17 protein-coding genes are annotated in these 20126 nt (G+C 42.1%); 6 read left to right on the top strand and 11 right to left on the bottom strand.

Annotation, left to right across the window (positions count from 1 at the left end; all coding sequences use genetic code 11):
• Positions 1–275: 275 nt before the first annotated feature.
• Positions 276–1649 (bottom strand): serine hydrolase domain-containing protein, encoded by a 1374-nt coding sequence (locus ACRHOZ_RS00490; protein WP_431121192.1) that lies wholly within the window; start codon positions 1647–1649, stop codon positions 276–278.
• Positions 1649–3073, bottom strand: coding sequence for a serine hydrolase domain-containing protein (locus ACRHOZ_RS00485; RefSeq protein ID WP_431121190.1), 1425 nt, complete (start codon positions 3071–3073; stop codon positions 1649–1651). The genes ACRHOZ_RS00490 and ACRHOZ_RS00485 overlap by 1 nt, the downstream gene beginning before the upstream one ends.
• Positions 3074–3326: 253 nt before the next feature.
• Between ACRHOZ_RS00485 and ACRHOZ_RS00480 the strand changes: the two genes are divergently transcribed.
• From ACRHOZ_RS00480 to ACRHOZ_RS00470, 3 genes are all read left to right on the top strand, one after another.
• The gene (locus ACRHOZ_RS00480) at positions 3327–5201 is read left to right on the top strand and encodes a tetratricopeptide repeat protein (RefSeq protein ID WP_431121188.1); all 1875 of its coding nucleotides are present in this window, start codon (positions 3327–3329) and stop codon (positions 5199–5201) included.
• A 232-nt stretch (positions 5202–5433) separates the two neighbouring features.
• A complete protein-coding gene (locus ACRHOZ_RS00475) occupies positions 5434–5799 on the top strand; it encodes a hypothetical protein (protein ID WP_431121186.1) in 366 nt (121 codons plus the stop codon).
• A gap of 20 nt (positions 5800–5819) precedes the next feature.
• Positions 5820–6176, top strand: a complete 357-nt coding sequence (locus ACRHOZ_RS00470) for a hypothetical protein (RefSeq protein WP_431121184.1) — start codon at positions 5820–5822, stop codon at positions 6174–6176.
• A gap of 48 nt (positions 6177–6224) precedes the next feature.
• Here the strand turns inward: ACRHOZ_RS00470 and ACRHOZ_RS00465 are convergent, their stop codons facing one another.
• Positions 6225–7982 (bottom strand): tetratricopeptide repeat protein, encoded by a 1758-nt coding sequence (locus ACRHOZ_RS00465; protein ID WP_431121182.1) that lies wholly within the window; start codon positions 7980–7982, stop codon positions 6225–6227.
• Between the two features lie 308 nt (positions 7983–8290).
• Between ACRHOZ_RS00465 and ACRHOZ_RS00460 the strand changes: the two genes are divergently transcribed.
• On the top strand, positions 8291–9913 hold the full coding sequence (locus ACRHOZ_RS00460; RefSeq protein WP_431121180.1) for a thiol-activated cytolysin family protein: 1623 nt from the start codon (positions 8291–8293) through the stop codon (positions 9911–9913).
• 185 nt (positions 9914–10098) lie between these two features.
• Here the strand turns inward: ACRHOZ_RS00460 and ACRHOZ_RS00455 are convergent, their stop codons facing one another.
• From ACRHOZ_RS00455 to ACRHOZ_RS00440, 4 genes are all read right to left on the bottom strand, one after another.
• Complete coding sequence (locus ACRHOZ_RS00455) at positions 10099–12270, bottom strand: endonuclease MutS2 (RefSeq protein WP_431121178.1); 2172 nt, start codon at positions 12268–12270, stop codon at positions 10099–10101.
• A gap of 78 nt (positions 12271–12348) precedes the next feature.
• Positions 12349–13572, bottom strand: a complete 1224-nt coding sequence (locus ACRHOZ_RS00450) for a cytochrome-c peroxidase (protein WP_431121176.1) — start codon at positions 13570–13572, stop codon at positions 12349–12351.
• A complete protein-coding gene (locus tag ACRHOZ_RS00445; RefSeq protein WP_431121174.1) occupies positions 13565–14167 on the bottom strand; it encodes a short chain dehydrogenase in 603 nt (200 codons plus the stop codon). The genes ACRHOZ_RS00450 and ACRHOZ_RS00445 overlap by 8 nt, the downstream gene beginning before the upstream one ends.
• 28 nt (positions 14168–14195) lie before the next feature.
• Positions 14196–15701, bottom strand: a complete 1506-nt coding sequence (locus ACRHOZ_RS00440) for a YfcC family protein (protein ID WP_431121172.1) — start codon at positions 15699–15701, stop codon at positions 14196–14198.
• 72 nt (positions 15702–15773) lie between these two features.
• Between ACRHOZ_RS00440 and ACRHOZ_RS00435 the strand changes: the two genes are divergently transcribed.
• A complete protein-coding gene (locus tag ACRHOZ_RS00435) occupies positions 15774–16439 on the top strand; it encodes a uracil-DNA glycosylase (protein ID WP_431121170.1) in 666 nt (221 codons plus the stop codon).
• 32 nt (positions 16440–16471) lie between these two features.
• Complete coding sequence (locus ACRHOZ_RS00430) at positions 16472–16930, top strand: response regulator (RefSeq protein WP_431121168.1); 459 nt, start codon at positions 16472–16474, stop codon at positions 16928–16930.
• Here the strand turns inward: ACRHOZ_RS00430 and ACRHOZ_RS00425 are convergent, their stop codons facing one another.
• The 4 genes from ACRHOZ_RS00425 to ACRHOZ_RS00410 all read right to left on the bottom strand — a co-directional run bounded on the left by ACRHOZ_RS00425 (position 16931) and on the right by ACRHOZ_RS00410 (position 20125).
• Complete coding sequence (locus ACRHOZ_RS00425) at positions 16931–17779, bottom strand: substrate-binding domain-containing protein (RefSeq protein WP_431121166.1); 849 nt, start codon at positions 17777–17779, stop codon at positions 16931–16933.
• 62 nt (positions 17780–17841) lie between these two features.
• Positions 17842–18711, bottom strand: a complete 870-nt coding sequence (locus ACRHOZ_RS00420) for a nucleoside phosphorylase (protein WP_431121164.1) — start codon at positions 18709–18711, stop codon at positions 17842–17844.
• Positions 18712–18714: 3 nt separating this feature from the next.
• Complete coding sequence (locus ACRHOZ_RS00415) at positions 18715–19647, bottom strand: DUF1835 domain-containing protein (protein ID WP_431121162.1); 933 nt, start codon at positions 19645–19647, stop codon at positions 18715–18717.
• Positions 19648–19792: 145 nt separating this feature from the next.
• Entirely contained in the window at positions 19793–20125 is a 333-nt protein-coding gene (locus ACRHOZ_RS00410; protein ID WP_431121160.1) for a translation initiation factor, read from the bottom strand.
• Position 20126: the final 1 nt, after the last annotated feature.

Below are 20126 nucleotides of genomic sequence, written 5' to 3'. Positions count from 1 at the left end.
TCCGTATAAGGTTAATAGTTAACAGTTATTGGTTAACGGCTAACAGTCTTTGGGTCTTGGAGATTGGGATTTGGAGGTTTTATTGTCTAAAGTCTAAAGTCTAAAGTCTTAAGTCTTGGCTCTTGGTTCTCGATAAGTTTCCAACTTCGTCGGAACCACTCGGTTCTCGACTGCCTGCCCGACTTGGTCTTTCAGGCGGGCGCTCGAACTGACGTTTTTGGGATTTGGTTTTTGGAATTTGGTGCTTGAAATTTGGTTCTTGTTAGCCTAAAGTTTTATTGTTTGATTCGTAATGCATGATCATAGTTCCAGAATTCCTCTTCCACCCGAATTTTGTCAAAGTCCAGAAAACGAAAGATAACCGAATCATCCTGTAAGGTAAATGCATTGTTGCCCAAATATATCATTTTGGCTTCCCCGTAGCTGTCTTTCAAATAAAGGTGGCCTTCCTTTAGGTAGATGTCCAGCGTGCCCTCGCTTTCATAGGCAAAGCTACCAACATATCGATGGGGTTCGGGAACAGGGATTTTATCGGCTACGGGTCTATGTTGGAAATCTTCCAAAAAAAACTTCCCGGCTATGTCCTGGGCAAGCCCCCAATAACGTACCTCATCAAATTCGCCTTGACCAAAGTTGGACAAAACAATGATGTCCAAACCGATTTTCGAGATGCTCAGGATTTCCGGCCCGGTGATTCCATTATGATAACGATAGGGAATCCCATTCCGTTCCGGGAGCCACCATCCCAATCCGTAATGAAAGCTTTCGCCATTGTTCAAAATTGCCTTGGTGAACATTTTATCCTGCTGTTGTGGTGTCAGCAAACGATGTTGGTTCAATGCTTGCACCCATTTGATCATATCCTCAAGATTGGAATAGAGGCCATCCCCAACCCCGATATCTTCCTGTCCAACCCGCCAAATTTTGGCCAGTTGCCCATCTTTAAGGGTATACCCTTCTGCTTGATGCGGCGTCACCTTCGTTTGATCCTCAAAAAAAGTATTGCGCATGCCCAAGGGTTCAAAGAGCCTATGCTTAAAGAAAAAGCGATGGTCTGCATTTGTAATTGCTTCAATGATAAAAACAGCTAGCGAGTACCCCACATTATGGTAGGCAAAATGTTCTCCGGGAAGATTAGGAACGGTATCTTCCACAGCGGAATCCCATAGCATTTTTCTGGTAACATGTTTGGGCCATCCGTTAATCTTTAAACTTTTCCATTCCATTTCCATGGGTGCCAAGCCTGCAGTATGCGTAAGGAGCTGTCTCAAGCTTAGCTTTTGCCACTTTTTTGGCAGGGAATCCAAATAATGTTTGATAGGGGCGTCGAGGTTGAGCGAACCGTCTTGTTCCAGCAACAGTATCCCTGCAGCAATAAATTGCTTGGTCAAGGAAGCCAGAGGGTAAATTGTGTAGTCTTTGGCAGGAACCTCATGCTCAACCACGGAAAAGCCATGGGATTTTTTATGGATCAGTATTCCATCTTTTAGAATGGCAAGGGACAATCCAGGAATCTGCCTTTTCAACATTTCATTTTGAACATAAGAATCCAAAGAATCCAAAGATTGACTGTAACCTAGGGAGAGCATCAGCAAGAATATGATGGTTGCTTTCAGTTTGGTAAAAGGTTGGTCTGTTGATGGAAGCATCAGTTCGGCTGGATTAATCGTTTTCTTAATAAGGCATAAAAACCGGTATAATATTCTTTTAAAGCCAGAGCTTGTCCCATATCATTAACTTCAAAGGTTACAAGATCATAGGGCCATTTTTCAATCCAGAATTTATGGTCGCCCATGTGGGTCATAGGATAACAGGTATCTCCCATACAATAAGACAATTGACCGTCCTCTCCCATTTTTATTTCAATGGATTCCTCAATTTTGGCATCATAACCTTTGTACGTGCCAAGGTAATCCACAGCCTTGTTTAAAGGTTGCTTGGGGATAGCCTCTGGATTTATGGTATAGCCCAAATAGGTTGCTGCAAATTGCCCAAATATTTTTCGAGCGCTGGTTGCGGTATTATCCGTATTAATGAACACCACAAAAGTGGTATCCCGTTCTGGGAAATACACCATTATGGCATAGGTGGATTTGTGCCCTCCTGTATGGCCAATGATCTTTTCCCCGAAGAACTCCCCATTGCGAACACCTAGCCCGTAACCCGTTTCAATACCGTCTGTTAAAACTCTTGGTTTTATCATTTCCTGAAAGGAAGCCAAGTCAATAAACCTACCGGTACTCCATTGTTTGGGAAAGTGGGCCAATTCGATGGAGGTGGCCGTCAGACCTCCATCTCCCTTGATCCATGTCCAGTGTGGGTAAGGGATAAAGCGGTCTCCTTTCTTCTCCCAATAGGGGGACATGTCAGGTAAAGTGGCTGCTTCTTCGATAAGTCTTAAATCCATGCCAGCGGGTTTGTTGATTACCCTATCAAACTCCTGTTGCAGACGCTGCTTACTTATGCGTTCCACAATCATACCCATCAGTAGAAAGCCAGAATTGCAATAGCTGTAATTGGAACCCGGTTCAAAGATCAAATCACTTTCTTTAAAAAAGGTATAGAAGTCCTGCTTGCTTGGATTTACTCCGGTCCTTACATATGTGGAATCAATCTCGGTAGCATATTCTGGTAATCCCGATGTATGGCTGATCATATGGGCCAAAGTGATTTTCTTTGCCTGTTCTGGATTGGGGTAATCGGGCAAAAGTTCTAAAAGGGTCTGGTCAAGGGAGAGCTTGCCTTCTTCCACCAGTTTCATCACCAAGGTGGAACCTATCAACTTGGAGATTGAAGCTAGCTTAAAACGGGTGGAGTTGGTAACTGGTTGGGTTCGTGTTGTATCGGTAAAACCAAAACCGCGGTTGTACACGGTATCGGTTCCTTTCATGATCGCTATCGAAAAGCCTACGACTCCACCGCCTTCCAATATGGATTGTCCCAAGGAATCCAATTGGGTTACCGTTGAATCTACATCTTGATTGGACAGCCTAGGTGAAGGTTTGCACTGCGTTAAACCAAGAATGGAAGCAACAAGCAATCCATAAAGCAATTTAATGGTCAATGTTCTCATAATCAGCAAACAATACCAAAAGTTAAGGTATTTTTTCCACTGATCCAAAAGCAATAGGTTTATGTTGAGAGCACTATGGAATTATCGTGTATTTACAAAACTGGTCAAATCCATATCTTTCTCTAGTTCCAATTTCTTTTTCATTGGGATTTTGAAGTAAGTTGACTTGAAGGACCTTACTTCTATTATTATAAGCGCATCTTTTTCAGCGACTTATGTTAATTGCTTATTTTTAATAACAAACCAACCTCTTATGAAACCGATTTGTTATTATTTCTTACTGCTTTTGATTATACCCTGCACTGGATTTTCCCAAGAAAACGCCAAAAGAGATAGTCTTTTACAATTGTATAATGCCCAGCCCGATGATACCGTTAAGGTAAATTATTTGGAAGACCTTTTTTGGGCTACGCACCATATTGACCCTGAGGAGGCCAAAGCATATTCTGAAAAAGCCATTGCGCTTTCCCGAAAAATAAATTTCCCCAAAGGTGAAGGCCGCGCCCATTATAAAATAGGAGCGGGTTACTATTGGGAAGTGGGCAATACCGATTCGATGCGTTATCATCTGAACAAAGCGGTAAGCTTGTCTGAAAAAGTGGGTGATGAACGTCTGTTGATAATTGCTAAAAATTGGTTGGGCGTTTCAGAATATCGGGATGGCAACTATTTAAAAGCCATTGCGATGTATGATGAGGGCATTACTTTTGCCGAAGCCCATGGGAACTACAAGGATGCGGCCATCGCATACGGCTATAAGGTTTCTTCCTATGAGGCCATGGGGGCTTATAAGTTGGCTTTGCAAAATGCCATTACATCATTAAAGCTGTTGGATAGTCTGGCAAAAATTTCCATGGACAAAGACATGTACCTGCGGCTAGGGAGTGCCAATGTACAGGCCGCACAGGCAGAAAGGAGTTTAGGCAATTACAAACAATCCCTAGCATATGCCAAGGAGGCTGTGAGGCATTTTGAGGCTGGCGAATATAGGACGAGCGTGGCTGAAGCGTACAGTGATGTGGGTACAGCGTATGAAAACTTAAATGATTTGGAAAATGCAGAACACTTTCTCAAAAAAGGATTGGCAATTGCAGAAGAGACGAATTTAAATTATAAAATAGGATTTATTAAAACCAATCTTAGTGATGTCTATTTTCAACAGGGTAAGTATACGAAGGCTATAAACACCTTAGAAGAAGCCCTCAAAATTCAGGAAGAATTTGGATCGGAGAGAAATTTAAGTACTGCGCTACAGAAGCTTGGTAAAGTGCATATTAAAATCGGTAAGCCAAAACAAGCCTTGCGCTATTTAGATCGCGCAATCCAGTTATGGGATTCTACTGAAATTTCTGATGTACTTAAATACAATTATATGTTTAGAGCCGATGCTCACAAAGAGCTTGGGGATTATAAAAAGGCCAATGCAGATTTGGAAATGTACCAAAAATTGAACGATAGTATCTTTAACAAGACCAAATCCCAACAAATCGAAGAAATGCGCATCATATTCGATACGGAAAAGAAAGAACAACAAATTGCCCTACAGCAAAATGAAATAGCGCTTTTGGACCAGAAAGCCAAGGTGGGAAATTTGCAAAAACTTCTGTTGGCCATTGGACTACTGCTGTCCGTTCTGGGTTTTTATGCGGTCCGACAAAAATTACAGCGTAGTAGGGCAGAACGCCAAGTGTTGGATTCTGAATTGGCATTTAAAAAGAAAGAACTCACCACCCACGCCCTGCATTTGGCCAAAAAAAATGAGGTGCTTGAAAACTTAAAACAGAAGGCAAAAGAACTTAAGACTTCAGAGCAAAGTGCGGGAGGCTACCAACAGCTCATCCAAACCATTACTTTTGATCAGCAAGACGATAAAAACTGGGAAAGCTTCACCCAATACTTCGAACAGGTGCATAAAGACTTTGCAGGCAATGTGAAGGCCAAGTATCCTGAAGTTACTAAAAATGAGCTCCGTTTTATGGCCTTGATGAAAATGAATATGTCTTCAAAAGAGATTGCCAGTATTCTGAATATATCCACGGCAGGGGTTAAAAAAGCGCGAAATCGCCTTAGAAAAAAACTTGAAATGACCCCCGAAGAGTCTTTGGAAGACCTGATTATCGCCATTTAAGTGCTGAACATAATATTGAGAGATGCCTTGTGACACCAATAAAAATAGGTGTTTTCAAGCTGTCACCCCTTTGTCACCCCTACTATTTTTTATCCCCCATTTTCAACATTTAGGTTTGTGCTGTCATTAAGTTGACAACCAAAATTTTGTGGAGTCTTGCGCTGGTTAGGCTGCAGACTAAACCGGTCGCAAGTATCTCCAAAATTCAGTTTAATCCACAAATTTAAATCGTATGAAAACTCCAAGAATTTTTTATGTAGTCGTATTGTTCACTGTTTTATTTGCCGGTACCTCCTGTGAAAATACGGAAGCCTGTGAAGAAGGGAATATGGGAACTATAACCCTTCAAAACCTCGGAGCCGAAGGCAACCTGCACTTATATATCAACCCTGTGCGGATAGGTTCAAACACCCCCGGTGATCTGTCGGTTGCGCCGGGTGAAAAAAAGAGTATAGACCTTGCGGCTGGTGTGCCCAACATTTTAGTTCGAAGAATTACGTCCACCTGTGTTGAAAGTCGTTGTCAAATTCGAAGCGCCACTCTGGAAGATAAAACCCTGGACATTTCTGCCTGTGAGAACATCAATATGGCCTATTAACCCATAAAATTTAGCAAAAGATGAAAACAGGTATTTTAAAAACAGCCGTTATTTTGTGCATCGTATTGCTTGCCACCTCATGTATATCCTCAAAGAACTATGCAAACAGGATCAATACATGGAAAGGTCATAATGTAAACAACCTGATAAGCACTTGGGGTCCTCCAGGCGATGTTTATACCATGCCCAATGGCAATAAAATGTATACCTGGTTATATACCAGTGATGGGTATGTAACCAAGCGCTACAATGAGTATACGAAGCAAATCGTAGAGCGCAATAATATTTCCTATTGCAGTACAAGCTTTACGGCCAATAAAGATGATATTATCATCAATTGGCAGTTCAAAGGTGATGCATGCATTTCATTCAAATAGCCAAGAGGACCAAAACCTAAAAAAAGGCCGCTATTTAGGCGGCCTTTTTTATAAGGTATTTAAGAAACCCGTTAAATCGGTTTCTTTATCCAGACTTAACTTCTTTTTTAAGCGATACTTAGACTTTAGAATACTATCTGGTAAGACGTTCAACGTAGCTGCAATTTCTTTGGTGGTGAGGTTCATCCGCAAGAAGGCAGCTAGTCGAATTTCCTTTTCCGAGATGTCAGGGTAGAGCGTCTTCAGCTTTTGGTCAAAGTCGTTGTGCACTTCAGAGAAATAGGATTTAAACACCTCCCAATCCTTGTCTGAGGCATTTTGCTTTTTAAGCAGCATTACAATACGTCTAAATTCAACTTTGAATTTTTCGGGAGAATTTTTAAGGTTTTCAAGGTTCTCTTTCAGTTCTTGGATAAAGGTGTTTTTCTGCACCAGATGCAAGGTCTGGCTTGCCAATTCCTTTTGTTTGTGCTCAATTTCTTTCCGATAGATTTCCTCTTGTTTTTCCCGGGCAATCTTGTTTTTTTTGATGCGTTGACGATAACCAAAAACGGACAAACCAAACAGGGCTATGCCAGAGGCCATACCCCCAGCATAGAGTCCTTTGGTCAGTTTATCCACTTTGGCTTTTTCATTTAAGGTTCTGATTTCCTCCTCTTGCAGGGCTAAGGCAGCTTCTTTCTTTTCGGTTTGATACTTTATTTCTAACTCGTTAATGCGTTCAATGTTCTCATTACTCATAATCTCATTGTTCAATTCGGCATATTTTTTATGAGAATCAAGAGCATTCTCAAGTTTTCCAAGTTTATGATAAACTCTTGATAAATGTAGATGACTTTTAATCATTAATTTACGTGTCCCAGCAGCTTCCAATTTAGCCAAAGCAGCCAATTGTAATCGTAATGCTTCGGTATAGTATCCCTGATGGTATTTTGTAACACCTAAGTTTCGCATGGTCACAGCAACCAGCGCTTCTTCTCCATGATTCTTACTTATATCAAGTGACTTATTGAAATAGTCTACAGCATCTTCATAAAAACCATTTTGCATCTTAATTATCCCAAGATTGTCATATGCGGCGGCTAAATCATTGTTCCTGTTGCTCTTTTTATAGTAATTAATGGCTTCAAGAAAATAGTCCATTGCCTCTTCATCTTTACCGATATCTTTTAAATTCAATCCGATTAGGTAACGAATGCCATTCAAATCCGATTCAAGTTTTAGGTTATCATAGATGTTTTCCGCCTTTTTATACCACTGGGTGGATACTTCGTAATTTTTTAGATCTCCTTGGGCATTGCCAATATTCCAATAACTTGCAGCTAATTTTTCGTCGTCAACACCTATTTCCTCCTTCAGTTTTAATGATTTCATATGGCTTTCAAGGGATGCTACGTAATTTCCTATTCCACGATAGGCATTCCCAAGATTGTTCAACATAGCGCTTTCCCTTTCCTTATTACCCAAAGAAGCATACATTTTTAGTGCTTTACGCAATAAGGAGATGGCTTCATTTGGTTTTGAATTGACCAAAAAGTAAACCCCATGTTCGTTAGTAGTCTGGGCAATAAGGTTTGAATCATTTAGTTTTTTCGCTATTTGGATACCTTCATCCAAATAGGGTTTGGCCAATTTAGAGTCAACGTACAAGTACTCCATAAAAAGTTCCCGAAGTGTAAATAACCTCTGTTCGTCTTTTTGCCAGCTAAGCAAACTCACAAGGCTGTCAACCTTTTTTTGATTTTGACCGAATGTGTATGCAGTGTTTAAACTGATGACGAGAATCAGTATTAGTTTGATTTTCATAGGAGGTTGATTATATACCCAAGATACCGATAATATCATTTGCCGACACATTGATTTCCATGGGCTAAAAAGGGCCTGTCCATAAAAAGTCTATGTTTTGAATGTTGCGTGTTGGATTCGCAATGTTTGTAAACCATTGATTTTACTGAGTTTTCAAGCATTTAGGTGCATTTTTCACTTTTGTGCTGTCCATACCCAATTTGATGGAAATCCATGAGCGCTGTCCATACTTTGTCCATGCCCAAAATTAGGCTTGACCCTGTTTCACAGATAATTTCGAAGCGTTGAATCCTTAAAACCAAGAAATTATGAAAACAAATCACCCCCAATTAAAAGTTGGAATGTTGATCATCCTTTTAGGCATGTCCTTTTCAATCTTTGTTGCATGTAGCAAAGACAGCACAGATCCACCCATTACAGATGACGAAGTAGTCACGGATGACGATGATGTTAATCCTGTTGATATCAATTCGGAACTGGCAAGCTTGCAGGCCTTTTCCCAACCAGCCGAGATTGCCACCCCAGAACTTTTGGATGAAGAAGACCCTACCCGGGATGTAGATTATGAATGCGTTGTAAAACACTATAAAGCTGCTCCAGGCTTTGACGAAATGCTTTCCTTAGATCCCTCTACCGATGTAATCTATCCAGGGGCCATGCTTAAGGGCGAATCCATACCCACTGGTGAATACATTGGCATCAATGGTGGTCGCGCCCCCATTACCTTATCCATTTCCTTGGAAAACATTGATGGTTCTGCATCAGTGGAAGTGGAAGAGCCGGATTTGGACGGGGTACGGAATGGGGTAAACTCACTTTTGGCACAAGGAGTGACCGGAGCTACTCCTGCGGAGTTGAATTTTACTATTGAGGAGGTCTATTCCGAAGAACATTTGGATATTGCGCTGGGCGCCAATTATCGAAGCAAAAACAAGGACGTATCCGCTTCATTTGATTTTGCAAGCTCTGAGTATAGATACAAATACATGGTCAAGTTTTTCCAAGAATACTACACGATTGATATGACCTTGCCACCCAATGATGACCCGGGTTCCCTTTTCACGGAATTGCCCAATTTGAACAGCACAAGTCCGGTGATAGTAACTTCTGCGATGTATGGAAGAATGGTGTTGTATGCCGTGGAATCCAATTATTCCTACCTAGAGGTGAAATCTGCTTTTGCGCTTTCTTTTAGTCAAGGACAATCCAGTGGTGATGGTGGAATTGATGTTGACCATAATGAGATCATCAGCTCATCCAAAGTGGAAGCCTTGGTCATCGGAGGGTCGGCGGAAGATGCAGTAGGTGTCATTACAGGTCCTTCAGGGGTATATAGTTATATCATTAATGGTGGTAACTATTCCAAAGATTCCCCTGGAAAACTGTTGGCCTACAAATTAAGGTACATCAAGAAAGATATGCCCGTGGCAAGAGTTGTTCTGGCCTCCGAATATCCAGTTCGTAATTGCGAACAAGCATGGTTTAAATATGAGGTTAAAATTGAGGAAATCGCACGGGTAGGCGGAATTGCCCAAAAAGAGATTTATGGGGACATCACCGCAGGCGTTCGGAAAAGTGGAAGTAGTAGCTACACTGGAAGTTCTGCTTCATGGTCGGAAAGTTGGGGAGATGCCAAGGATGTATCCCCCAGCGATCCCTACACGGTAAACAAATCGGCAACCATTGAATTGTACAAACCCAATTTGGCAGAGGACGAAGTCTATCTCTATGCTCACTTAAAGGACATGAATCTCGTTGGATTTGATGATTTGGGAGACGATAGCTCGTCCATTGATTTAGAGGATATCGGCTTTACCACGGTAAACTTGGGTGCAGAAGAATCGCAGACCAAAAAATCCTACACACACTATCTCGATTCTTTTGAGGACAGCATGAAAGTAACTTTCACGATTAAGAGAGTAGCATACTAGATTGATCCATATGCAGCTGGCCGCTCAGGTTGGGTTCAACAACTTGATGCCGGCTGTTATTCTTATTCTAATTGTCATTCCCGCGAAGGCGGGAATCTTTTTTGGATTCCGCACTTGATGCGGAATCCATAAAAAAGATTCCTGCTTTCTAAAGATTCCTGCTTTCGCAGGAATGACATACAGGGTTACTTTTTCTCTTCCACAAGTTCCAACTGATCCACACTGACCTGGGTGGTGAAGATACCATAGTTAACCACCGCCTTGCCCTTTTCCAGGGTATCAATGCTCCCAACTGCCTTTCCATCCATCATCCGAACACGATCACCAATTTTAAAAACCGGTCTAGGTTCGTTCTTTTCCTTTTGGATGGCCTTTTTCCTCTCTACTTTTTTCTCCTGCCTTACTTTGACGATTTTCTTTTCCAACTCTTGGGCAACTTGCTTCTTTTCCGCCTGTTTGGCTTTGGCCTGCTTTGCGGTTATCTTTTTCCGTTTGCTGTTCTCGGTTTCCACAATGCGAAGCAATTCGGAAATGAGCGGCCTCTTTTTGTTGTCTATAAAATAGCGTTCGGCAGCAGTGTTCACCTTATCGCCCAATTGAATCATCCGTTGGTTATGGTCGTACAACTCCTGGTAATTTTCCAGCTTGGATTTGATTTTGGCGTTCAGTTTTTCCAATCGTTCTGCTTCATCCCTCGCTTTGGTTTCCTCTTCTTGAAGTCTGGAACCGGTTTGGGCCATTTTACTACGCTCCTTTTGCAGCTTGGCTATCGTGGCATCAAAACGAACCTTACCGCGTTCAATCTTCTTTTTGGCCTTGTTGATCAGACTATAGGGAATCCCATTTTTTTGAGCCACCTCAAAAGTGAAGGAACTACCTGCTTCCCCCAAAATCAACTGAAAGGTAGGTTCCAAGGTTTTGGAATTAAACAGCATATTGGCATTTGTGGCATGGGGTAATTCATTGGCCAATGCCTTAAGGTTCGCATAGTGCGTAGTGATAACCCCATAGGCCTCCCGTTCGTAAAATACCTCCAGGAATGCCTCTGCAAGGGCACCTCCCAACTCCGGGTCACTTCCCGTCCCAAACTCATCAATTAGGAACAAAGTTTTGGCATTGCACTTTTTCAAAAACTGGTTCATGTTCTTGAGTCGATAGCTATAGGTGCTCAGATGGTTTTCTATGGATTGGTTATCGCCTATATCAGTCAATATTTTGTCAAACAGGCACACCGAACTTCTTTCATGGACCGGGATTAGCAATCCTGATTGAAGCATTACTTGAAGTAGGCCAATGGTCTTTAGGGTGATACTTTTACCACCGGCATTGGGTCCGGAGATAACAATGATTCGGTTTTCGTTATGTAGCTGAATGGTTTGCGGCCAGGTTATTTCATTCTTCAGCTTATTGGTCATGTACAAAAGTGGATGGTAGGCTTCCCTGAGAGATAATTCCTTCTTGTCGTTTATCTCTGGAAGTAGTGCGTCCATTTCCGCTGCATACTTGGCCTTGGCAGCTGTTACATCAATATGGGTTAAATATGCTTGGTAAGCTCGCAAAAGCTGTTGGAAAGGTCGTATTTCATTGGTAAGTTGGTTTAGAATACGTTGTATTTCTTCCTTTTCCTCAAATTCCAGATTGTTCAGTTCCCGCGTATGGCCCAAAGTGGTCTCAGGAACAATGTAGACAATGCTTCCCGTTTTGGAAGTACCCATGACCGTTCCCTTTACTTTTTTCCGATGCATGGCCTTTACGGCCAATACCCTTCGGTTTTCCACAACAGATTCCCTGATTTCATCCAAGTAGTCTTGTCCTTGGTATCGACCCAAAGCAGCGGCAAAACTTTGATTGATTTTAGCCCGAACTTCGTTGATTTGGATTCGGAGATGTCTTAATTCATCTGAGGCATTATCCCTTATTTCCCCAAACTTATCGATTACAGCATCTATAGATGCTGGAATTTGGGAATTGCCATCCAATTGACTGGAATGCTCAAAGAGCAAAGGATAATATTCCTTGAATTTCTTAAGAAATTTTTGATGGAGTTCCACCGTTTTGCAAATGGAAGCGATTCGCCTAAAGCCCGAAATTTCTAAAGTGGTGTTCTCAATGCCCAGCAGCTTAAGCTCCCCATTGATATGGTCAAACCCGTGGTTGGGAATCCGGTTGTCATTGGAGAAAGAAGCGAGATATTCCGATGTTTGCCCCAAAATGTTCCTTAGGAATGCTATGTCCGTAAATGGACGAATCTCAAAGGCCTCCAATTTGCCCAATTCCGTATTGCACCGCGCTGCAATTTGCTCCAGTACAGTGGGGAACTCTAAATCTTGAAGTGTCTTGGGGTGTATTTTTTGCATGTTCAATTACTCGCGGGGCAAAGATAGCCATTCATACCTCCAATCAAAGGGAATCCCTGGAACATCTGTGCCATAGCTTTATTGGATATTGCCCCCAACGGAAAGACCACTAGGCACCGTTTCAGGAATGGACTTGTCAAAATCTGGGTCGTTAAGGGTGTTTAAAAAGGAGATAATCTGGCTCATTTCCTTCACTGAAAGTTTAAGTTCGGCGACCAGGGGGTCAAACTTGGTCTTTGGTACATTCTTATTCCGAATTTTTCCATGGGCAATGTCCTCGTAAAACTCCAAAACCCGCCTTAGATCCATAAAGCTCCCATTGTGCATATACGGAGCTGTAAACCGAAGGTTTCGCAGAGAAGGGGTTCTAAAGGCAAAACTATCCAAAGCCTGCTTATCGGCCTGTCCCAGATCTGGAAGGGGCAATTTTTTGTTTTCCGGAACCCCGAGGACATGAAATTTGTAGTCCGAAAACATAGGGCCATTATGGCAATTGGCACAGCCCACTTTTTTAAATTGTTCAAAACCATCTTTTTCAAATAAGGAAATGGCAGACTGGTCCCCATTCATATACTGGTCAAAACGGGAATTGTTAGTGACTAGGGTGCGCTCAAAGGCAGCAATGGCCTTGCCCAGGTTTGAAACTGAAATGGGATTTTCCCCACCAAACGCCCTTTTGAATAGTTCCTGATACTCTGGAATACGCTGTAACCGCTTAACCACCACTTCGAGGATTTCTTCCTCAGTGAAGTGTAGACCACGCATTTCCTCCAATGCTTTGATAGGTTCCAAAGCCTGTTTTTCCAAACTTTGAACCCTATCGTCCCAAAACATGGGTGCATTTTCAGATTGTACGGTTTGGTGGCCTTGCATACCGTTAAAGGCTGTGTTGAGTATGGTTTGGGCGTTGCGTTTGACAAAGGGAATGGAATTGGGCTCGATGAATTTTCGCCTACTTCCCAAACCTTGGGCATTTGGGCCAATGGAGATATCCAAGAATTCTGCATAGCCCATTTCAGGATGATGGCAGGTGGCGCAGCTTACATCTTTGTCTCCGGACAAAATGGGATCATAAAATAGGAGCTTACCTAGAATTTCTTTGTCCTTGCTTGAGGGGTTATCCTCTGGGGTGGGAACATCTTGAGGAAGGGCTGTAAAGGGGGGCACATCAACTTTGGGTTTTACGGTCTCCTGTTCTTTTGCTTTATGGTTACCACAGCCTGAGGGAATAAATATAGCAGCAGTCAAAAACAATCCAAGTAGCAGGGTAAAACCAATCTTCGATGCGGTATTTTCACCCATAAACCCGTATTACTTTCCCATTTCCTTTGCCCTTGATGCTTTTGATGTATGCATTCACAGCCTTTTCCATGGATATAGGGGTATGGCCTGGAAAATAATCCTTGTACTTTTCATAGGCGTCTATGACCAGTCCTAGGGACACCACATTAAGGCGAATCCCATGTTGCAGTTCCAAGGCCGCGGCTTGTACAAAGCTATGGATAGCCCCATTGACCATGGCCGCACTGGCTGTTTTTACCACTGGGTCATCAGCTAAAATACCTGTGGAGAGGGTAATGGATCCTCCAGGATTGAGATAGTGTTGTCCAATTCTGGTCAAATTGACCTGCCCCATGAGCTTGCTTCGAATACCAATATAAAAGTCTTCCTCGGATAGAGATTCAAAGTCGTCCCATTTGGCCTCGCCGGCTATACATACGATCGCGTCAAGCTTTCCAATTGTTTGGAACATGCTTTCAATGGAGGCACTTTGGGAAATATCCACAGTAATATCGCCGGTTTTTCTACCCGCCACAAGGACTTCGTCATTATTAGAAAAATACGATACTACTTTGTTTCCAATGGTTCCTTGCCCACCTATGATCAAGATTTTCATACCAATAGCATTTGTTTATTCGAAGGTATTAAAAATAGACGCCAATTGTGAGCATGACCATGGCTAAGATGGCCAACAGTAATACCAAGGGTAGCGCAAATTTTAACCACTTGTCATATCCTACATTGACCAAGGCCAAAGACGCCAGGATTATGCCTGTTGGATTGATGATTTTGAATAAACCTACTCCATATTGATAGGCACTTACCATGAGTTCCCGCCCAATTCCCACACTATCGGCCAAAGGGGCCATAATGGGCATGGTCAAAACTGCCATTCCAGATGAGGATGGGATGAAGAAGGTAAGCCCCGAGTACATTAAAAAGGCTACATTGATAAACAATCCCTGTGGCATAGTAGAGGTGATCTGGCTAGCATAATACAAAAGCGTATCACTAATTTGTCCATCTTCCATCAGCACGGTAATTCCCCGTGCAATGCCAATAATAAAGGCAACACTCAAAAGGTCTTTGGCACCGTTCATAAATTCAGTGACAAACTGTTTTTCATTCAACCTGGCGATTACGCCAATTAGGAATGCCGCAGCCAAAAAGACCGATGTCATTTCCAAAAACCACCATTCCAATTGGGAGACCCCATAGACCATCACAAAAAAACAACTGGCAAAAATGAAAAGCACCAGTCTTAATTTAAGTGTAAGCGGGGTAATCGCGTCCGTATTGATGGTGGGATAAATTTGTTCTATTTCATCGCGCTGATCGTAAATCAGGGAATGCGAAGGGTTCTTTTTTACTTTTTGGGCATAACGCGTGATATAGAGAATGCAAAGCGCCAGTCCAAGGGTCAGCATGATCAATCTATCCGTAAGTCCTTCGGTCCAGTTGATACCAGCAGCATCAGAGGCAATAATGGTGCTAAAGGGATTCACGGTAGAAGCTAAGGTTCCAATGGAAGAACCTATATAAATGGAGGCAATGCAAACCAATGCGTCGTATCGCGCTGCCAAAAAAATGGGAATCAAAATAGGGTAGAAGGCTATGGTTTCTTCTTCCAGACCGAAAGTTGTTCCGCCCAAAGCAACCAACAAAGTCACCATAATAATAAGGATAAACTCCCTTCCCTTCAATTTATGGGCCAACCAGGCTATTCCTGATTCAAAGGCCCTTGTAGCATTAACTATACTAATTAAACCTCCAATGATTAGCACCAGCAAAATAATCTCAATGGATTCGGAAATACCTTTAAGAGGTGCTTTAATCAAATTAACCAAACCCTGCGGTTGGCCTTTTAGCTTTTTATAGGTACCGGGAATACTTATAGGTTTTGAAATGGCACCTTCCCTGAACTTTTCAATGGGAATTTTAACGGTTAGTTCGTCCAAAGTTTCCTGGGTAGCGGGTAGTGTGGTTTGGCTTTCTTCAGTGGTTCTTAGGAAAGTATCAGAATCCGATGAGTAGGTGAGACGATCGTATTGTCCAGCTGGCACCAACCAGGTCAGGAGTGCAACAAAGGCTGCAATTATGAGCAAAACGGTATGTGCGGTAGGGAATTTCCTTTTTTTGGTTTGGCCCATAAGTCTGAATAATTAATTAGTAGGGTAGAAAGATATTATTTTTAGTTTTATCCTCGGAAATGCAAAAATTAAATGGAGGTAAATATTGAACCAAGCTGGAAGAAGCAATTGCAATCTGAATTTGACCAGACCTATTTTGACCAACTGGTTCAATTTGTAAAAGGCGAATATCAGCAGTATACCTGCTATCCTAAGGGCAAAGACATATTCGCTGCTTTTGACCATTGCCCATTTTACGAAACCAAGGTTGTGGTTATTGGTCAGGACCCTTACCACGGTCCCAATCAAGCCAACGGCCTTTGTTTTTCCGTTAAAGATGGCATTCCCCACCCACCTTCTTTGGTAAACATCTTTAAAGAAATAAAAACCGATGTTGAAAAACCCTACCCGCAAAGCGGTAATTTGGAGCGTTGGGCGCAGCAGGGGGTATTACTGCTGAACGCTACCCTGACTGTTCGGGCCCATCAAGCAGGAAGCCATCAAAACAAGGGTTGGGAAAAATTCACGGATGCCGTGATCAAAACCATTTCCACCCAAATGGAGGGGATTGTGTTTTTGCTTTGGGGAGGCTTTGCCAAAAAGAAAATTTCCCTCATCGATAAGACCAAACACCACATACTTACCTCTGGACATCCGTCGCCATTAAGCGCAAATCGAGGACTGTGGTTTGGTAACCAGCACTTTAGCAACACCAACAAGTTACTGGCCCAAATGGGAAAAACGTTAATAAGTTGGTGAATTACTTCTTGAAAGTGTTTTCTTAAAACTAGTTGGAATTTCTTACGTTTATATGTAAACTAACCCCATACGAAAATTCTGATACGTTGCGCAGATTGAAATCGGTTTTGCTTGTCGATGACGACGAAACCACGAATTTTTTGAACAGATTTTTTTTAAAGCAGTTAGATAGTAACCTTCCAGTCTTTACGGCGGGCAATGGCATGGAAGCCATTGAGTTCTTGGCCACGGATTTGGATGAGGACCATCTTCCCTGTCTACTTGTCCTGGACACCAACATGCCTGTAATGAACGGCTGGGAATTCCTGGACGGTTACGGACAACAATTTGAAGCGGATTTTAAGGACAAAATTGTCATAGTTATGCTAACTGCCTTGGATACCGAAGAAAATACAGCTTTGGCGTTAGCCAATCCTAATGTCATGGACACAGCTCAAAAGCCACTGTCAGATATATCGTTTAAGGCGCTCATCAAGAAACATTTTTCTTGATCATGAATGCAAAAAGTGTTCATTGGGTTTGATGTCCTGAATCAAATCCAAATCCTTAAGTTGCTGCTGAACTCTTTCCAAAGTTTCGCTATTGAGCTGGGTTTGTCCCCAAGTAGTTTTAGAGAGCCACTCCCTAATGTCTTCCAATTTTTGCCCATATCTGTTGGACAAGGTGCGGTCGATGCTGGGAATTCGTTTAAATTCCGATGTATAAATGTTTATGATTTCCAGAATGTGTTGAACAACATTCTTGTTTTTGCTGAGGAATGCAGCGTTGGCCGCAATCACAAAACACGGCCATGGCGTAGGGCAATCTCCCAAGCGTTTGAAGATACCCTGATTCACCAGGGGTTTGGTGGTAAAATGTTCCCACATGAAGTAGGTTCCAGAGCCATTGACCAAGCTGTCCACAGCACCATCCAAATTGTTTATGATTTCAAATTCCAAGCTTTGGGTATCCCAGCCTTGACTTTGGGCGTGGACATAGGACATTAAATGACTTCCACTGCCCATGCGACTTATTGCTACTTTGTCCTTTTCTAGGTCTGCAATTGACGTACGATTGCTGTTGGCTGCAACATGGATTCCCCAGAGCAGGGGAGAGGACACGTATTCTTGGACAATTTTGGTTGGATTGCCTTGGGAAATACTTTTAACAATTCCCTCGGTAAGGATAATGGCCATGTCCGTATCGCCATTTTCCAAAAGTTTAGCCATCCGACCAGTTCCTTCTGGAACATCTTCCCACAGTAATTGAATGCCACGATCTTCAAAGGCTGATTCTTCAATGGCCAAATGCCAAGGCAAATTAAAATGCTCTGGAACACCGACAATTTTTATCTGTTTCATAGGTTCTTTTTAAGAGGATGATTTAATGGAAGGTTAAAGCTAGTCAAAAGGGAAACCAATCGTTATGCGGTTAGTTTTTCAAGTGCCAATTGAATGAGTTCGTTTACCGTGCGTACAGGTTTTTGGGAAAACTCACCTGTAGCCCTGTTGGCCAATATGGCATTAAGGGAAATTGCTCTGTGTCCATGCATTTTGGACAGGCCATAGATACCTGCCGTCTCCATTTCCAGGTTAGTAATTTGCTGATTTTGATACGAAAAGTCGGCAAGCCTCCGATTAAAATCAGTGATACGGGGTTCAAGTCTAATGCTTCTTCCTTGAGGCCCATAAAACCCTGAATTTGTAGCTGTTATTCCAAATCGTATATGATTTTCACCAAATGTATCCGCTAGGGAGGTGTCTGCATCAAAGGCATAAGCGCTTATTTTATGGGACTGCCAACCCAAAAAATCATTTAACTCCTGCTCCAATTTCTGATTACCCACTTGTCCAGTGTTATAAAAATGCATCAAACCGTCAAAACCTACAGCGGAAGCACTAAGTAAGAAAGAGTCCACGGGGATGTCTTCCTGAATCGCACCCGATGTACCAATCCGTATAAAATCCAATTGGGTGAGCTCCTCTTTTAAGCGACGCGTCTTAAAATCTACATTGACCAGGGCATCCAATTCGTTGAAGACAATATCGATATTATCGGTTCCAATTCCTGTTGATATTACCGTAATTCTTTTTCCCCTAAAAGTACCCGTATGGGCAAGAAATTCCCTTTTACCTTTTTCGACCTCAATGGTTTCAAAATGTCTACTAACAGAACGTACCCGGTCAGGATCACCTACGGTGATAATGGTGTTGGAAATGTCTTCCGGATGAAGATTAAGATGGTAAATACTGCCATCAGGATTCAGAATGAGCTCTGAGTGGCCCAATGTCATATATTACAATTTTAGTATGCGGTCCGTAGATGAATTATATAAGAAGTTATACTTTAAAGAACCTCCTAAATATAATTGATTATCACGTAGTTGTGAATAATAATTAGCCTTGTTGGTTAAAACATCCTTACCCATTTTGGTCAGCTTCACTGGATTGAAAGAACTGAACAATGGTTTTAAGGAAGTGATGATACGGCTGTGCTGGGTGTCCCCGAATCCATAGTACCCCTGATTGGTAAGCATACTGTTCAAAAGTTCCTTTCTGGATTTGGGCTTTTCACCAACTACGGTCTCCAAGACCTGGTTTTCCAACTCGTTCAAACCATTTTTAATGGTTGGGAACCTTTTGAGGTGGGCTTTTAAGGCTTCGGAAAGATATTCAAACTGGAAATTGTTATGCGCAATAAGGTTTTCCAAGCGTATGGGGTTGTCGCTGCAGTACAACTGCCATACGTAATCGGCGAACTCTATATCGTCCTGGGACAAAATTGTTCTGTTTTCGTACAGTTCCAGTAACTTTTCGTCGCTTAGTTCGCTTAGACCGTATAACTTGTCCGTTTCATCTTCTTTTCCGCTGCAAACCAGTGAGATTTCAGCATGTCTTCGGTGGGTCTTCAGCCAGCTAAGCACTGCTAGCATATTAATTTGGCAGAATAGGTCATACTCAAACCACAGCACAATTTGGTCTTGTTGCTTGTGGTTACAAAGGGAGCGGTACTCCTTCAGGGTTTTCTCTACGAACCAAGATTTGGTAACCTTGTAATTCTTGTTCAAAAATTCAAAACGGGTCTTCCAGAAGGATTCACTGCCTACGGCACAAAGGGTTTTGCCCTCGCAAAGCATTTCCCTCCATGTAATAATATCCCCCTTAAGATTTAGCGTTTGAAGTTTTGACGTGAAAGAGTCCCCGTTGGTAATATGCAACAGTGATTTCATTTTCAACTTAGTTTTCGTCGGTTAGGAGCATTAAATGTAATATTTAAACCAAGAATTCAAAAACTTTTTTCGTAAAACCTTGGTTGTCAAAGCTTAAATTTAACATGAGATGAAAAGCGCACAAGGGATTACAGGATTACAGCAGCTAACCACCAACCCGTTTTACTGAAAAACCATGGTCTTTTAGATATTCCATGATTTGATTCCGATAATCTCCTTGAATAATGATGGATTCGTTCTTGAAACTTCCCCCAACACCCAATAAAGACTTGAGGTCCTTGGTCAAAATTTTAAAATCCGAGTTTGCTCCGTTGTAGCCTTCCAGAATGGTGACTGGTTTTCCCTTTCTTTTTTCGTACTTGCAGATAATAGGGTCGCTTTGAAGCCAATATTTGGGAGCTTTGGACTCCTTGTCGGCTTCCGTTTGCTCTGAAACGTGGTCAGGGAACAAATTTTTTAGCTGGTCCTGTAAATCCATG

This window comes from Flagellimonas flava (assembly GCF_050617915.1).
GTDB classification, from domain to species: Bacteria; Bacteroidota; Bacteroidia; order Flavobacteriales; family Flavobacteriaceae; genus Flagellimonas; species Flagellimonas flava_A.
Note: the sequence above shows the minus strand (reverse complement) of the source record. Positions and strands in the feature narration are given on the sequence as shown.

Excerpts from the sequence above, each read along its gene's own strand:
- ACRHOZ_RS00435 (WP_431121170.1), top strand. The coding sequence starts at position 15,774 with ATGGAGGTAAATATTGAACCAAGCTGGAAGAAGCAATTGCAATCTGAA.
- ACRHOZ_RS00415 (WP_431121162.1), bottom strand. The coding sequence starts at position 19,647 with ATGAAATCACTGTTGCATATTACCAACGGGGACTCTTTCACGTCAAAA.
- ACRHOZ_RS00455 (WP_431121178.1), bottom strand. The coding sequence starts at position 12,270 with ATGCAAAAAATACACCCCAAGACACTTCAAGATTTAGAGTTCCCCACT.
- ACRHOZ_RS00460 (WP_431121180.1), top strand. The coding sequence starts at position 8,291 with ATGAAAACAAATCACCCCCAATTAAAAGTTGGAATGTTGATCATCCTT.
- ACRHOZ_RS00470 (WP_431121184.1), top strand. The coding sequence starts at position 5,820 with ATGAAAACAGGTATTTTAAAAACAGCCGTTATTTTGTGCATCGTATTG.
- ACRHOZ_RS00450 (WP_431121176.1), bottom strand. The coding sequence starts at position 13,572 with ATGGGTGAAAATACCGCATCGAAGATTGGTTTTACCCTGCTACTTGGA.
- ACRHOZ_RS00445 (WP_431121174.1), bottom strand. The coding sequence starts at position 14,167 with ATGAAAATCTTGATCATAGGTGGGCAAGGAACCATTGGAAACAAAGTA.
- ACRHOZ_RS00465 (WP_431121182.1), bottom strand. The coding sequence starts at position 7,982 with ATGAAAATCAAACTAATACTGATTCTCGTCATCAGTTTAAACACTGCA.
- ACRHOZ_RS00485 (WP_431121190.1), bottom strand. The coding sequence starts at position 3,073 with ATGAGAACATTGACCATTAAATTGCTTTATGGATTGCTTGTTGCTTCC.
- ACRHOZ_RS00410 (WP_431121160.1), bottom strand. The coding sequence starts at position 20,125 with ATGGATTTACAGGACCAGCTAAAAAATTTGTTCCCTGACCACGTTTCA.
- ACRHOZ_RS00425 (WP_431121166.1), bottom strand. The coding sequence starts at position 17,779 with ATGAAACAGATAAAAATTGTCGGTGTTCCAGAGCATTTTAATTTGCCT.
- ACRHOZ_RS00490 (WP_431121192.1), bottom strand. The coding sequence starts at position 1,649 with ATGCTTCCATCAACAGACCAACCTTTTACCAAACTGAAAGCAACCATC.
- ACRHOZ_RS00440 (WP_431121172.1), bottom strand. The coding sequence starts at position 15,701 with ATGGGCCAAACCAAAAAAAGGAAATTCCCTACCGCACATACCGTTTTG.
- ACRHOZ_RS00420 (WP_431121164.1), bottom strand. The coding sequence starts at position 18,711 with ATGACATTGGGCCACTCAGAGCTCATTCTGAATCCTGATGGCAGTATT.
- ACRHOZ_RS00480 (WP_431121188.1), top strand. The coding sequence starts at position 3,327 with ATGAAACCGATTTGTTATTATTTCTTACTGCTTTTGATTATACCCTGC.
- ACRHOZ_RS00475 (WP_431121186.1), top strand. The coding sequence starts at position 5,434 with ATGAAAACTCCAAGAATTTTTTATGTAGTCGTATTGTTCACTGTTTTA.